The organism is Sphingobium sp. MI1205, assembly GCF_001563285.1.
Classification (GTDB): Bacteria; Pseudomonadota; Alphaproteobacteria; order Sphingomonadales; family Sphingomonadaceae; genus Sphingobium.
The window spans coordinates 2,022,528-2,036,425 of sequence record NZ_CP005188.1 but is presented as its reverse complement, the minus strand read 5'-3'; the positions used below and the strand labels follow the sequence as shown (position 1 = coordinate 2,036,425).

The 13,898-nt window shown below is 62.0% G+C and carries 10 protein-coding genes and 1 pseudogene; 6 read left to right on the top strand and 5 right to left on the bottom strand.

All coding sequences use genetic code 11. The annotated features are described in order from the left end of the window. Nucleotides 1-16: 16 nt before the first annotated feature. Nucleotides 17-589: a NifU family protein gene (locus K663_RS09775; protein ID WP_062116744.1), complete on the bottom strand. Its 573-nt coding sequence runs from the start codon at nt 587-589 to the stop codon at nt 17-19. 112 nt (nt 590-701) lie between these two features. On the opposite strand from K663_RS09775, the gene K663_RS09770 reads away from it, so the two are divergent. The 3 genes from K663_RS09770 (at nt 702) to K663_RS09760 (ending at nt 5,863) form a co-directional block, all read left to right on the top strand. After that, nucleotides 702-1,172 carry a pyridoxamine 5'-phosphate oxidase family protein gene (locus K663_RS09770; RefSeq protein ID WP_062116741.1) on the top strand — a complete coding sequence of 157 codons (471 nt, stop codon included), beginning with the start codon at nt 702-704 and terminating at the stop codon, nt 1,170-1,172. 275 nt (nt 1,173-1,447) lie between these two features. Next, nucleotides 1,448-2,827, top strand: coding sequence for a DEAD/DEAH box helicase (locus K663_RS09765; protein ID WP_062116738.1), 1,380 nt, complete (start codon nt 1,448-1,450; stop codon nt 2,825-2,827). 138 nt (nt 2,828-2,965) lie between these two features. Further along, complete coding sequence (locus tag K663_RS09760; protein ID WP_062116735.1) at nt 2,966-5,863, top strand: M16 family metallopeptidase; 2,898 nt, start codon at nt 2,966-2,968, stop codon at nt 5,861-5,863. A 10-nt stretch (nt 5,864-5,873) separates the two neighbouring features. On the opposite strand, the gene K663_RS25250 is transcribed toward K663_RS09760, so the two are convergent. Continuing rightward, a complete protein-coding gene (locus K663_RS25250; protein WP_443019004.1) occupies nt 5,874-6,212 on the bottom strand; it encodes a KUP/HAK/KT family potassium transporter in 339 nt (112 codons plus the stop codon). Nucleotides 6,213-6,429: 217 nt separating this feature from the next. Between K663_RS25250 and K663_RS09755 the strand changes: the two genes are divergently transcribed. Then, nucleotides 6,430-7,719, top strand: coding sequence for a tyrosine-type recombinase/integrase (locus K663_RS09755; RefSeq protein WP_235589420.1), 1,290 nt, complete (start codon nt 6,430-6,432; stop codon nt 7,717-7,719). A 125-nt stretch (nt 7,720-7,844) separates the two neighbouring features. On the opposite strand, the gene ilvD is transcribed toward K663_RS09755, so the two are convergent. After that, entirely contained in the window at nt 7,845-9,695 is a 1,851-nt protein-coding gene (ilvD, locus tag K663_RS09750; protein ID WP_062116733.1) for a dihydroxy-acid dehydratase, read from the bottom strand. Between the two features lie 96 nt (nt 9,696-9,791). Between ilvD and K663_RS09745 the strand changes: the two genes are divergently transcribed. Then, nucleotides 9,792-10,712 (top strand): LysR family transcriptional regulator, encoded by a 921-nt coding sequence (locus K663_RS09745; protein WP_062116730.1) that lies wholly within the window; start codon nt 9,792-9,794, stop codon nt 10,710-10,712. Nucleotides 10,713-10,936: 224 nt separating this feature from the next. Here K663_RS09745 and K663_RS09740 read toward each other — a convergent pair whose 3' ends face one another. After that, the gene (locus K663_RS09740) at nt 10,937-11,566 is read right to left on the bottom strand and encodes a TetR/AcrR family transcriptional regulator (RefSeq protein WP_062116727.1); all 630 of its coding nucleotides are present in this window, start codon (nt 11,564-11,566) and stop codon (nt 10,937-10,939) included. Between the two features lie 263 nt (nt 11,567-11,829). On the opposite strand from K663_RS09740, the gene K663_RS09735 reads away from it, so the two are divergent. After that, entirely contained in the window at nt 11,830-13,188 is a 1,359-nt protein-coding gene (locus K663_RS09735) for a tetratricopeptide repeat protein (RefSeq protein ID WP_062116723.1), read from the top strand. A 396-nt stretch (nt 13,189-13,584) separates the two neighbouring features. On the opposite strand, the pseudogene K663_RS23870 reads toward K663_RS09735, so the two are convergent. Then, nucleotides 13,585-13,892, bottom strand: a pseudogene (locus tag K663_RS23870) (IS5/IS1182 family transposase); the annotation flags it as partial. Between the last annotated feature and the right edge of the window lie 6 nt (nt 13,893-13,898).

Genomic DNA, 13,898 nt, shown 5'->3' with positions numbered 1-13,898 from the left:
TGCCGCCGTCATCGCATCAAACGGCGCGAACTTCCGTCACTTCGGGGACATAATGTTTCAGCAGTTGCTCGATCCCGTTCTTCAGCGTCGCCGTGGAGGAGGGGCAGCCTGAGCAGGCGCCCTGCATGCGCAGAAACACCGTGCCGCGTTCGAAACCGCGATAGACGATGTCGCCGCCATCATTGGCTACGGCGGGCCGTACCCGCGTATCGATCAACTCGCGGATCTGCGCGACGATCTCCGCGTCCTCCGGGTCGTCGGTAAATTCTTCCTCTTGCGGGATCATTATGTCCGAAGCCGACCCTTGGGTGAACAAGGGCATGTTGGCGGAAAAATGATCGAGCAGGATCGACAATATCTCCGGCTTTGCATCGCTCCACTGGGCGCCGGGGCCGATGGTGACCGAAATGAAGTCGCCGCCGAAAAATACGCCGGTGACGTCACCCAGCCCGAACAGCGCGGCGGCCAGGGGCGACGCTTCGGCTTCTTCCGGCGTTGCGAAGTCGCGCGTTCCCATGCCCATGACCACGCGGCCGGGGATGAATTTGACGGTTGCCGGGTTGGGCGTTGGTTCGGTCTCGATCAGCATGGCTGCTATGTGGAGAGGAGATTGCCTGAGATCAAGCTTTCCTGACAGGATGAACGGAACTTCGCCACCTACCGTCCATTGATTCCCTGTTTGCAAAAGCAGGAGACGCAGGATGAGCAACGATTCCGATATCCGCCACCGCTTCTGGACCGAATTGTCGCAAAGCCCCTTTGTGATGATTGGTTTGCAGGGTTCGCACGAACATACGCTGCCCATGACGGCTCAACTGGATCCGGGCGCCAATCATTGTTTCTGGTTCTATACGACCAGGGACAACCGGCTGGCCGCGGGTGGCCCCGCCATGGCGCAGTTCGTGGGTAAGGGCCATTATCTGTTCGCCTGCATCGACGGGACGTTGGTGGAGGAAACCGATCCGGCGGTGATCGACCGCTATTGGACCCATGAAGTCGCCGCCTGGTATCCCGGCGGGCGGCAGGATCCCAATTTGCTGATGCTGCGCTTCAACCTTGGCCATGCCGAAATCTGGCGTGCGGACATGTCGTTGGGCGGCGTATTCAAACAGATGTTCGGCGGGGACGTACGCGACGAAATGCGCGGAAAGCATGTGGAAATATCCCTCTGATTGTCGCGGGGGCCCCTAACTATACGGGGGCCCTTGCTTTTCTGCGTAAATGAACGCATAGGGCCCGCAGCGCAGCGGGCGGCCTTCATGGCCCATCAGCGATTGGCAGCGTGATCGTTCCGGCCCTTGATATGGGGTAACGGGGCCGGCCAATGAAAGTCTGCGCCAAGCTTTGAGGCTTCCCTTTTCACGCGGGTCGTTTCGTAACCCGCCTTGCGCCCGGTTGCGAAATGCAACCTATTGGCGCGTGGGCTTTTCAATTCGAGAGTTCATTCATGCAATTCACCGACCTTGGTCTCGCCGAGCCCATCCTGAAGGCGCTCGCCGCCAAGAATTATGCTTCCCCCACGCCGATCCAGACGCAGGCCATTCCGGTCCTGCTGCAGGGCAAGGATCTGTGCGGCATCGCGCAGACCGGCACCGGCAAGACGGCCGCCTTCGCGCTGCCCAGCCTGGATCACTTCGCCCGCAATCCCAAGCCGACCCCGCTCCAGGGCTGCCGCATGCTCGTCCTGTCGCCGACCCGCGAACTGGCGGCGCAGATCGCGCAGAGCTTCCGCGACTATGGTCGCTTCATGAAGCTTTCCATCGAAGTCGTCTTCGGCGGCGTGCCGATCAACCGCCAGATTCGGGCGCTGGGCCGGGGCGTCGATATCGTTGTCGCCACGCCCGGCCGCCTGCTCGACCTGATCGACCAGCGCGCCTTCACCATCAAGGATACGGAAATCTTCGTCCTCGACGAAGCCGATCAGATGATGGACATGGGCTTCATCCACCCGCTCAAGCGCATCGCCAAGCTGTTGCCCAGGGATCGGCAGAACCTGTTCTTCTCCGCCACCATGCCAAGCGAGATCGAATCGTTGGCCGCGCAGTTCCTGAACAATCCCGTGAAGGTCAGCGTCGCTCCCCAGGCCACCACGGCCGAACGGGTCCGCCAGCAGGCGACTTTCGTCAACCAGGTGGAAAAACAGGCGCTCCTCACGCTGACCGTGAAAAATGAGCCGATTGACCGCGCCCTGATCTTCACCCGCACCAAGCATGGCGCGGACCGGGTCGTGCGCTTTCTGGAAGGCGCCGGCATCCAGGCTGTCGCGATCCACGGCAACAAGAGCCAGGCCCAGCGCACCACCGCGCTTCAGGCGTTCCGTCACGGCCATGTGAAGCTGTTGGTGGCGACCGACATCGCCGCGCGCGGAATCGACGTTTCCGGCGTCAGCCATGTCATCAATTTCGAGCTGCCCAACGTTCCCGAACAATATGTCCATCGCATCGGCCGTACTGCCCGCGCGGGGGCGGAGGGCGTGGCGATCAGTTTCGTCGCCGATGATGAGAAGCCCTATCTGAAAGCTATCGAGCGGACCACGCGGATCAAGCTCGACATCGTGCCGCTGCCCGAGAATTTCGTGGAAGCGGTCCGCAATCTCCCCAAGGCCGCGCCCCAGCGCAAGGGGCGCGAACAGACGTCCGAACAGAAGGCGAAGCGCGTCGAGGGTCAGCGCCGCTATCAGGACGATCAGAGGCAACAGCGCGGTACCGCTGAAAGGGCGCATCGTCCCGACGGAGACGCCGCCAAGCCTGCCAAGAAAAACTTCCGGCGTGGTCGCAGCGGTGTCGGCGCGCATAAGGGCGCGGTGCAAAAGGTCGGCGGGCGGTAAGAGCCCAGCACGCTCAATAAATCCGACCGTCATGCCTAATCGTTTTGGCATGACGGTCGGCATGAGATGGTCCGCGCTTCCGCCAAGCCGTCGCATTGTCAGTAGCCATTCAGAATTTTCGCTCTAGGCTAGCGCGCTATGAGCTTTTCCCCTCGGCGCTCCGCCGTTTCGCTGACCGTCCTCGCACTGCTTCTTTCGGGATCGCCCCTCCCACTGTCGGCGCGCACGGAACCGACAACTACCAAATCGGCCGTCTCATCGACCGATATGCGGGCGCAGGTTCGCCCTTGGCTTTACGAAAACAGCGATGTACCGATCGACGCGGCATGGCGGTTCGGTACGCTGTCCAATGGCTTGCGTTATGCGGTCCGCCGCAACGGTGTGCCGCCAGGGCAGGTTTCCATACGTTTGCGCATGGATGTGGGCTCTCTGATGGAGCAGCCCGATGAGCTTGGTTACGCGCATTTCATGGAGCACATTACCTTTCGTGGGTCGCGCCATGTTCCTGACGGCGAATCAAAGCGGATATGGCAGCGGCTGGGCGTAACATTTGGCAGCGACAGCAATGCCCAGACCACGCCAACCGGCACCACCTATTCGCTCGATCTGCCGCAGGCGACGCAGGCGAGCCTTGGCGAGAGCATGAAAATCCTCGCCGGCATGATGGCCAATCCCAACATAATCGATAGTGCGGTCGCCGCTGAGCGGGCCGTCGTGCTGGCCGAACGGCGCGAAGGCGACGGCCCGCAAATGCGTATTTCCGACGCGAGCCGCCGCCACTTCTTTGCTGGACAGCCGCTCGCGAATCATAGTCCCATTGGCACGGTCGCCGCGCTCAATGCCGCCACGGCCGCGCGGATAGAGGCGTTTCACCAGCGTTGGTATCGGCCGGAGAATGCGGTGATCTCCATTGCTGGCGACATCGATCCAGCTGTTGCCGAGCAGATCATAAAGGATAATTTCGCGTCTTGGTCGGTGGCGGGGAAGGGGGCTCCGCTGCCCGATTTCGGGGAACCGGATCCAAAAGCCGCCGCCACGCGCGTAACCGTAGAACCGGGCGCTCCCACTGGCCTGACCATGGCTTGGCTGCGCCCGTGGAAGCCGCGTGCTGACACGATCGTCTACAATCAGGACAAGCTGACTGACATGCTGGCGCTGCAGATCATCAGCCGCCGGCTGGAACAGGCCGCACGCCGCGGCGGCAGCTTTCTACAGACCAGCGTTGATCAGCAGGATGTCAGCCGTTCAGCCGACGGTACGTTCGTCACCATTATGCCCACGGGGGACAATTGGGAAAAGGCGCTGGGCGATGTCCGCGCCATCATTGAAGACGCCAAGGCAACTCCACCCAGCCAAACGGAAATCGACCGCGAATATGCGCAGCTGGATACGGCGCTGGCGATTCAGGTCGAAAATGCGGACACCGAAGCGGGGGCTAAGCAGGCGAGCGATCTTGTGAGCGCGGTTGATATTCGCGAAACCACGGTCAGCCCTCAAGCGGCTCTGGAGATATTCCGCTCGGGCAAACCGTCCATGACGCCGCAGAAAATGCTCGATTCCACCCGCCGCCTTTTTTCCGCAGGCGTGTTCCGTGCATTGCTGATCACGGGAAAGTCAGCACCAGGCACCGAGGCGAGATTGGCCGCCGCAGTCGCTGCGCCGGTCAAGGCCGCAACCGATGCCCGGTTGGCTGACAAGGCGATCACGATGGCGGATCTGCCCACGCTTGGGCCTCCGGGCAAGGTTGTTTCACGTACCCAGACCGGCCTGCCTGGGATGGAGAGCATAAGCTTTGCCAATGGCGTGAAGCTGACGCTGTTCGCCAATGATGCGGAAACGGAGAAGGTCCGCATCAATGTCCGCTTCGGGCATGGTCAGCAGGCATTCTCGCCCACCAAGCCCGCGCCTGGTTGGGCCGCGAACTACGCCTTGGTGGCAAGCGGCATCGGCGATCTGGGTCAGCGGGAACTGGATGACCTGACCAATGGCCGCCGCATGGGCCTCGATTTTTCGATCGACGATAATGCCTTCGAATTGCAGGCGGTGACGCGGCCTGCCGATTACCGGGATCAGCTTCAGCTGTTCGCCGCCAAGCTCGCCGCGCCCGGCTGGGATCCCGCGCCAATCGCCCGTGTGAAGACGGGCGCTGCCGTCGCTTATGACGCGATGGGGCGCTCGCCAGACTCTGTGCTGGCCCGCGACCTAAACTGGTTGTTGCGCGACAAGGACGTCCGGTTCCGCACACCCTCGCGGGCCGAGGTGGAGGCGCTGACACCCCAGGCGTTCCGTGCGACATGGGAACCCCTGCTCGCCTCCGGGCCGATTGAAGTACAAATATTCGGACAGGTGAAGGCGGAAGAAGCGATCCAGGCGGTTGCTGCGACCTTTGGAGCGATGTCTCCCCGCCCGGATGTTCCCGTCCCTGCAGCTAACAAGCGGATGCGCTTTCCGGCTCCCGTCACCAGCCCTGTCATTCTTCGGCACAAAGGCGATAAGGAGCAGGCGGCAGCGGTCATGGCCTGGCCCACTGCTGGCGGCCTGACGCTTACCCAGGAGGCGCGCCAGCTGGAGATATTGACGCAGATCTTCAACGATCGGCTGTTCGACAAGCTGCGATCGACTGAGGGGGCCGCCTACTCGCCGAGCGTGCAGAATAATTGGCCATTCTCATATGAGAATGGTGGCTATATTCTTGTTACAAGTCAGGTCCGGCCCGACCGCGTCAAATATTTCTACGGCGTGGTCAAAGACACCGCCGCGGACCTCGCCAAAAATCCCGTCAGCGACGATGAATTGCAGCGCACCGTCGCTCCAATGCGTCAGCTTCTAATGCGCGCCAGCACGGGCAATGCCTTCTGGATGAACCAGATGGAAGGAGCGACGCAGGATCCTCGCTACGTGCAGGCGATGCAGACTATGGCCAGGGATATGCTGAACGTCACGCCTGCCCAGATCCAGACCCTTGCCGCCAAATATCTGGAGCCGGGCAAGAGCTGGTCAGCCGTGGTGCTGCCGGAGGGGGTAGTGGCACGCTGACGCGCCTTCCCTAATTTGCGGAGGTCCCGCCGCCCTGACAATGGCATAGGCATGGCTCGTTGTAGGTGGAGAAGCTTACGGGGCGAGGTTGTGCGTTGCTGCGGGGCAAGCGGACGGTTTGCGAAATAGCCTCACATACTGCCGTGTTATATTTGTATTTGGCTACCCAGCTCGACCACACCAGCCAGCGGTTCCAGCACCAGACTTTAAACACCAGGAAGCCAAGCATCAGCGTGGTGATCAACATCGTGCCGATCACTGAGATACCATAGGCCGACGCAAGCCGGGTTGATTCTCCGAAGCCCAGCACAAGCACCATGACCAGCAAGCCCCAGTTGACCGACGGGATGTAAATCTGCCCGACGGCCTTATCACTGGTGTGCAGCGTCCGCAGCGCGACAGAAAACCTAACTGGATCGCCCGGTGAGTCACAGAAAGGAGCCGGAGATCAAACATCTGTTTTTACAGAGTTTTATTGAAAGTTTGGGTGTTCCAGACTACGCAAAAAACACCCCACCGTTTTCGCTCTACTGGTGAGTTTTCTGGACCCGCTCTAGCAGGTGCATATGCCAAAACTAACGAAGACCGTCGTTGACAAAGCCGATCCGCGCGACCGGCAATGTACCGTTTGGTGCAGCGATCTGAAGGGCTTTGGCGTGTTCGTGCTGCCCTCCGGCACGCGAACCTATTTCGTCCATTACCGCAACGCCAACAATGTCCGGGGTCGAATGAAGCTCGGCCGCCGCGGCACAGTCACCACCGAACAGGCGCGGACGCTGGCGATCCAAGCGCTGGCCGATGTCGCCAAGGGCAATGATCCGCACGAAGGTCGGAACAGCGCTCGTAAGGCGATATCGGTCAAGGAGCTGTGCGAGCTGTATATGGCGGAGCTGGAGGCCGGCCGTATTCTCGGCAAGGGCGGCCGCTTCAAGAAGCAAGATCACCGATCTTGGCCGGATTACCGCCATATCATTCCGCTGCTCGGCTCAAAGCGCGTAACCCACGTCACCAAGGCGGACGTGACGGCGATGATGAAGGACATCATGGCGGGTAAGACGCGCGCCAACGAAAAGACGAAGAAGCTGCGCGGCAAATCGATTGTCCGGGGTGGCCTCGCGGCCGCGAGCCGCACGGTCGGCCTGCTGGGCGGCATCTTCAGCTATGCACGGGATGAGCTGGGCATCATCGAGATCAATCCCGCCCACGGGGTCCGCCAGCCCAAGAGCGTTGTGCGGAAGCGTCGTCTGAACCAGGACGAGTATCGGACGCTTGGCCGCATCCTCGCCAAAGCGATTGAGGACGAACACTACACGCGCGCCGTGGATATCATCCGGCTGATCGCCATGTCCGGCTGCCGCCGCAATGAGATCATCGAGATACGGAAGAGCGAGATCGACACCGTTGGGAGCACCTTTCGGTTAGAGGGCACGAAGGAAGATCGGTCCGTTCGTCCGATGGGCTTGCCCGCCGTCGAATATTTCGATGAGCGTGACATGACTGGCCGCAACTCATATCTCTTTCCGGGTGAAAGGAACACAGACGGGCCGTTCGGCAGCTTCCCCAGGCATTGGGAGAAGATCTTCGCCGGGACTGAGTTGGCGGACCTCACCGCGCATGTGCTGCGCCACAGCTTCGCGAATGACCTGGGCTCCACCGAAATCACATCGCGGCGCTGCTCGGTCATGCGTCGGGCTCGATCACGAGCCGCTATGTGCATATGCTCGATGCGGCCGTCGTCATGGCCGCCGACACGGTGTCGGACTACGTTCAGGCGCTGCTCGACGGAGCCGTCCTGTCTCATACCCACTATGCGCTCGATCGCAGCTCGCGGAAGGCCGCGCTGGTCCGGTTTCTGACGCACAAACCGGATGCACCCGCGCCCGACGAATCCAATAGGCTGGCGGCCTGAGCAATGGCGCGACTGCTGCTGGCAGTCGCGCCCGCCATAGTGGGCCAGTCTTACAACTAGTGATCGCCGACCCTAGCGCTCGATCTGGCTGACGTCGCGCACTGCGCCGCGTGCCGCATTGGTGGTGAGCGCGGCGTAGGCACCTAGGGCCGGTGAAACGGTGCGCTTGCGGCCAAAGGGTTTCCAAGCGGCTGCACCATTGGCTTCCATCGCTTTGCGGCGGGCGACGAGAATCTCGTCAGCGAGGTCGAGGCGGATGACGCGGTCGGGAATGTCCACCAGGATCGGATCGCCCGTCTCGACCAGCGCGATCAGACCGCCCTCGGCCGCTTCCGGCGAAACATGGCCGATCGACAGACCCGAGGTGCCGCCCGAGAAGCGCCCATCGGTGATCAGCGCACAGGCCTTTCCAAGACCCTTCGACTTCAAATAGCTCGTCGGATAGAGCATCTCCTGCATGCCCGGTCCGCCCTTCGGCCCTTCGTAGCGGATCACCACCACGTCGCCCGCCTTTACCTCATTGCCGAGGATACCGGCGACCGCCGCGTCCTGGCTTTCATAGACCCGCGCCGTGCCATGGAAGGTGAGGATGCTCTCGTCGACGCCCGCCGTTTTCACGATGCAGCCTTCAGGGGCGAGGTTGCCGTAGAGCACGGCAAGGCCGCCGTCCTTCGAGAAGGGGTGCTCGGCATCGCGGATCACGCCGTTCGTGCGATCGGTGTCGAGTTCTTTCCAGCGATTGCTCTGGCTGAACGCCTGCGTTGTGCGAACGCCACCGGGCGCCGCGCTGTAGAACTCCCGCACGCTCTCGCTGGTGGTGCGGCTGATATCCCAACGATCGAGCGCGTCGCCCAGCGTCGGCGCGTGCACGGTCGGCAGGCTGGTGTCGATGAGGCCGGCGCGATCAAGCTGGCCCAGGATCGCCATGATGCCGCCCGCGCGGTGGACGTCTTCCATATGCACATCCTGCTTGGCCGGCGCGACCTTGCACAGGCAGGGCACGCGGCGCGACAGCCGGTCGATGTCCGCCATGGTGAACGGCACTTCGCCTTCATAAGCGGCGGCGAGCAGGTGCAGCACCGTGTTGGTCGAACCGCCCATCGCAATGTCGAGGCTCATGGCGTTCTCGAACGCAGCGAAGCTCGCGATCGAGCGAGGCAGCGCCGACGCATCGTCCTGCTCGTACCAGCGGCGGGCTAGATTGACGATGCTATGCCCGGCTTCGCGGAACAGCGCCTCGCGATCGGCATGGGTGGCGAGCACCGAGCCATTGCCGGGCAATGACAGGCCGAGCGCCTCGGTCAGGCAGTTCATGCTGTTCGCCGTGAACATGCCCGAGCAGGAGCCGCAGGTCGGGCAGGCTGACCGCTCGATCACCTTCACCTCCTCATCGGTGTATGCCTCGTCGGCGGCAACAACCATGGCGTCCACCAGGTCGAGCGCGACCGTTTGCCCGCGAACATCCGCCTTGCCGGCCTCCATCGGACCGCCGGAGACGAAGATCACCGGGATGTTGATCCGCAGCGCCGCCATCAGCATGCCGGGCGTGATCTTGTCGCAGTTGGAGATGCAGACCATCGCGTCCGCGCAGTGTGCGTTGACCATATATTCAACGCTGTCCGCGATAAGGTCCCGGCTCGGCAGGCTATAGAGCATGCCGTCGTGGCCCATGGCGATTCCGTCATCGACCGCGATGGTGTTGAACTCCTTGGCAACGCCGCCCGCCGCCTCGATCTCGCGCGCGACCAGCTGGCCAAGGTCCTTCAGGTGGACATGGCCGGGCACGAATTGGGTGAAACTGTTGACGACCGCGATGATCGGCTTGCCGAAGTCTTCGTCCTTCATGCCGGTGGCGCGCCAGAGGCCGCGGGCGCCGGCCATGTTGCGGCCATGGGTGGTGGTGCGGGAGCGGTAAACGGGCATGGTCAGTCTCGATCGTGGGTTCACGTTTCACCTAACTGGATATCAATCGGAGTAGAAATATCTTATTGGAGGCCTATTAGGTCGCAGGAGATATGAATGGACTTCCGCCGGCTGAGGCATTTCGCGGCCGTGGCAGAGACGCTCCATTTCGGACGCGCAGCCGAGCGGCTCGGTATGACGCAGCCGCCGCTCAGCCAATCGATCCAGGCGCTGGAGCGTGAGCTTGGCGCCAAGCTGTTCACCCGCACCAAGCGGAGCGTGAAGCTGACACCCTTCGGCGAGCAATGGCTCGGGCATGTACAGGCCGCGCTCGATCGCGTGAATGGCCTGCCGGAGATCGCGCGCCGTCTGCGCGACGGCGAAGCGGGCCGGCTGGAGCTCTCCTTCGTCAGCACGGCCGACTACAGCATCCTCCCCACTCTGGTGCGCCGCTATGCCTCGCTCTTCCCCGACGTAGAGATCGCGCTTACCGAGGCGACGAGCGACGTGCAGATCGCGGCACTGGTCGACGGGAAAGGCCATGCCGGCATCATCATCCCGCCTGCGGATGGGGTGCTGCCGCCCGCGCTCGCGTATCGCCGCCTCGTTTCCGAGCCGCTCGTCGCCGCGATTCCGCAGGCGTGGATTGCCGAAAGGCGGATCGTGCTGGTCGACGGCAAGGTCCCCGCCGCCACAGTGGTCGAGCAGCCGCTCATCATCTTCCCGCGCCATGTGGCGCCTGGCTTCCACGATCTCGTAACCGGCTATTATGCCGAGCGATGCAGACCCGCTCGCGTCGTGCAGGAGGCCATCCAGATGCAGACCATCATCAGCCTAGTGTCGGCCGGCATCGGCATGTCGATTGTTCCTGCCTCGCTACGCCATCTTGCGCGTACGGGCGTATGTTACGCCGATCTGCTGGATGCCCCGCCTTGCCTCGAAACAGGGATCACGTGGCGTCGCGATCAAATTCCAGCGACGCTGGAGCAATTCCTCGCGATCGCGTCCGAATTCGCGGTGGTTGGCCGCATATGCTGACATTACGACCATTCGAGGGCGCAAAATGGTTCCCTGAAATCGGGCCTTTATTCATCCGGCTGCCCCGGCATAGATAGACCGACTTTGGGACCAGGCCCTCGCTCCCGAAGGTTTCATACGATGACCGCTTCCAGCAGGAACAGACTATCGTGCGCAATAGGGATGAACGGCGCAGCTTCTTTCTCATTGGATCACAGCCCTCGGTTGAATGGAGCTCCGGCTGCTCAGGCCGGCCCGAGGAAGATGAGTTTAACATAGTTGCGAAACTGCAGGATCTGACGCGGCAGGATTTGTGGATCCGACAGGCTCTTCGACAGGATGATGCTTCCATCCGCTACTGCGGAAAGCAAATCGGCGAGATCATCCAGGTCGATCTCGGTGCGGGGTGTGTAGCGTGCCGCGATGCCGTCGAATCGCTCGCGGAAACGCCGGCGCCAGATTATGTGTCCTTCCGTGGTCATGGCGCGCACATCACGACTGAACAGATAATCCTGGTAGACATAGGAAGCCGCGAGGCAACCGGGGTGCCCATTGGGCAAGTCGGCCATCATATCGGCGAACAGCTTGAGGAAGATTAGGAAGGCGTGGAGCGGGTCTTCGGTCAGTTCGTCGGCCTGTGCGAAAAGTCTGTCGAAAATCTGCCATTCTGTATCGAGGTAGCGCTGTAACATCGCCTTCGCGAGGTCGTTCTTATCGCGAAAATGATAAAAGAAGCCGCTCTTCGTGATGCCGACATCGCAGAGGATTTCTTCGATCGAGGTACCAGCGAACCCTTTGTGCAGCACAGACTCCTGCGCGACGTCAAGAATGCGCTCGCGCGTTTGTTCGCCCTTGGTCTGAACCTTCACTGTCATTCCCCGAGCCGTGCCTCGCTCGCACTGTACCATGGGTGCGGTTTCCGCCCAACCGGCGCGGTGTGATGCCGCTGCGCGCGCGACGGGTTTCTTGCAACACGTTGGCTAGAAACGTGAAAATGGCGAATGGCCCGCCTGTACCACAAGCTTTCTATCGTCCGGTTGCCCCTGCCGGTAAGATTGACGCCATTCCAGCATCTGTGCGCCGATCATTAGGTGCTGGACGGAATAGCGCCCCTACCTATCACTTTGGAACTCATGTCATGTTGAAAGACCGCTACGGAAATCCCGCCTCGACCAACTCATCCGCCGCGCTGGCCCATTACGATGCGGCGCTAGACCTGATCAGAACTTACCGAGGCGATCCTATCGCGTTGCTTGACGAGGCCCTTGCGGAGGACCCCGACTTTGGAGGGGCGTGGGCCGCCCGAGCGGGACTGTTGGTGCAACAGACCGACAAGGCCTATCTGGGCGAAGCTGTTCGCAGCGTGCGCGCCGGTCGGGTTGCCGCGCTCAATAATCGGGACCGCATCCATCTGGAGGCAGCGCAAGACTGGATCGATGGACGCTTCCGGCAAGGCACTGCCCGCCTTGGCCTTCTGGCGCGCGAACAGCCCAGGGACCTTCTCGCTCTGCAATATGCCCATATCGGGTGCTTCTACCTTGGCATGCAGCACGAACTCCGCGACTGGCCGCTACAGGCGATGCGCGCTTACGCGCCAGGGGATGACGGCCGCAGCTACGTGCTCGGCATGGCTGCTTTCGGCCTGGAGGAATGTGGCGACTATGCGCGTGCCGATCAGTACGGACGGGAAGCTGTGGAGCATGACCCTCGCGACGGGTGGTCTGTTCACGCCGTAGCACATGTCAATGAAATGCGTGGAGATCTGGACGCAGGAATCCCCTGGCTTGTCGATAGCGCCGGGCACTGGGCGCCGGAGAGTGGTTTCGCCTACCACAACTGGTGGCACCTCGCGCTGCTGTATCTCGATCTTGGCGATACCGCGCAGGTCCTCAAGCTCTACGACGAGAAGGTGCGGCCCGATCCGGACACGCAAATCGTGCTCGAGTGGATCGATGCCTCGGCACTGCTGTGGCGGCTAAAGCTCGAGGGCGTCGAACTGGGCGGTCGATTCGCCAGCCTCGCCGCTTGCTGGGAGCGGGCGGCGGAGGACGGTATCTATGCCTTCAACGATCTCCATGCGGTGATGGCCTTCCTCGGCGCCGGCCGCATGGCGGATGTGGACCGGACGCTGCGCGGGATGCGCCGAGCAGCAGGCGAAGAGGGTGACAATGGCGACATGAGTCGCACCGTTGGTCTGCCGCTTGCCGAAGCCCTGGTCGCCTTCGAAGCGGGCCGCTACGCAGAATGTGTAGAGACGATCGCAAGCGTGCGCGGGATAGCTCAGCGCTTCGGCGGCAGCCACGCGCAGCGCGACATCCTGTCGCTCACCGCGTTGCATGCCGCTCTGCGTGCAGGCATGGCAGGTGCCGGTCAGTCCTTCGCGGCGGAGCGACTGGCTCACAAGCCACACAGCCCTTGGGCGCAACGATTAGGCGACCGAGCAACCGGCCAGAACAACCAGATGCGTGGAGCCGAATCGCGTTTGGAGGAGGCGTGAGTCCTATATGCTCGCTCGATGCGAGGTTTGACTAGGGACAGTTCTTCTCCACGCTGGTCCTCAAATTGGCGAGGCGAACGGCCGCTTTGCTCGAAGCGGTCGTTCGCTCGCCGACCAGCCATGTTCGTGATTGGTCGGCAGGTGCCTCGGGACGTTCCTGCTAATCAGGCTCCAATGCGTTCTTCAAGCGACCAATCTGGCCATCGGAGAATGATCATGGAGATGACGCCTGAAGCCGGTCTGCCCGAAGCTGGACACCTCGAAAGAACTGTCGGATTTTGGTAGGGCGACGGCGGCACGGACGGCAGAGCCGGGTGAGCCTGATGGGGCAACGTATTCTTGGCAATTTCCATGCCGCCGCCGCCGCCGGGGGGGGGGGTCGGTTTCTGCATCAAGCGGGCACAGTACGCCCCCCAGCCAGGCGAGGCGCTGGAAGTTATAGGCAAGGTTGGCCATTCCGATCTTGATGGTGGCCCGGGCGATACCGATGGTGCGCACGACAGTCCCATCCGGTGCTTTTGTCCGGCGAACACATGCTCGACCTGAGCGCGGATCTTTGAACGCCTGATATTGGCCCTGGCTATCCGTTCGGGCAGCGGCCGCCGCGGCTTTCGCTTCTGGTGGACGTGGCTGGTGAACATGCCACCCGCAAGGAACACCTCGTTCTTCTTGGATCGATCGGCGGTATCAGCCCAGACGCCTTCTCCAGA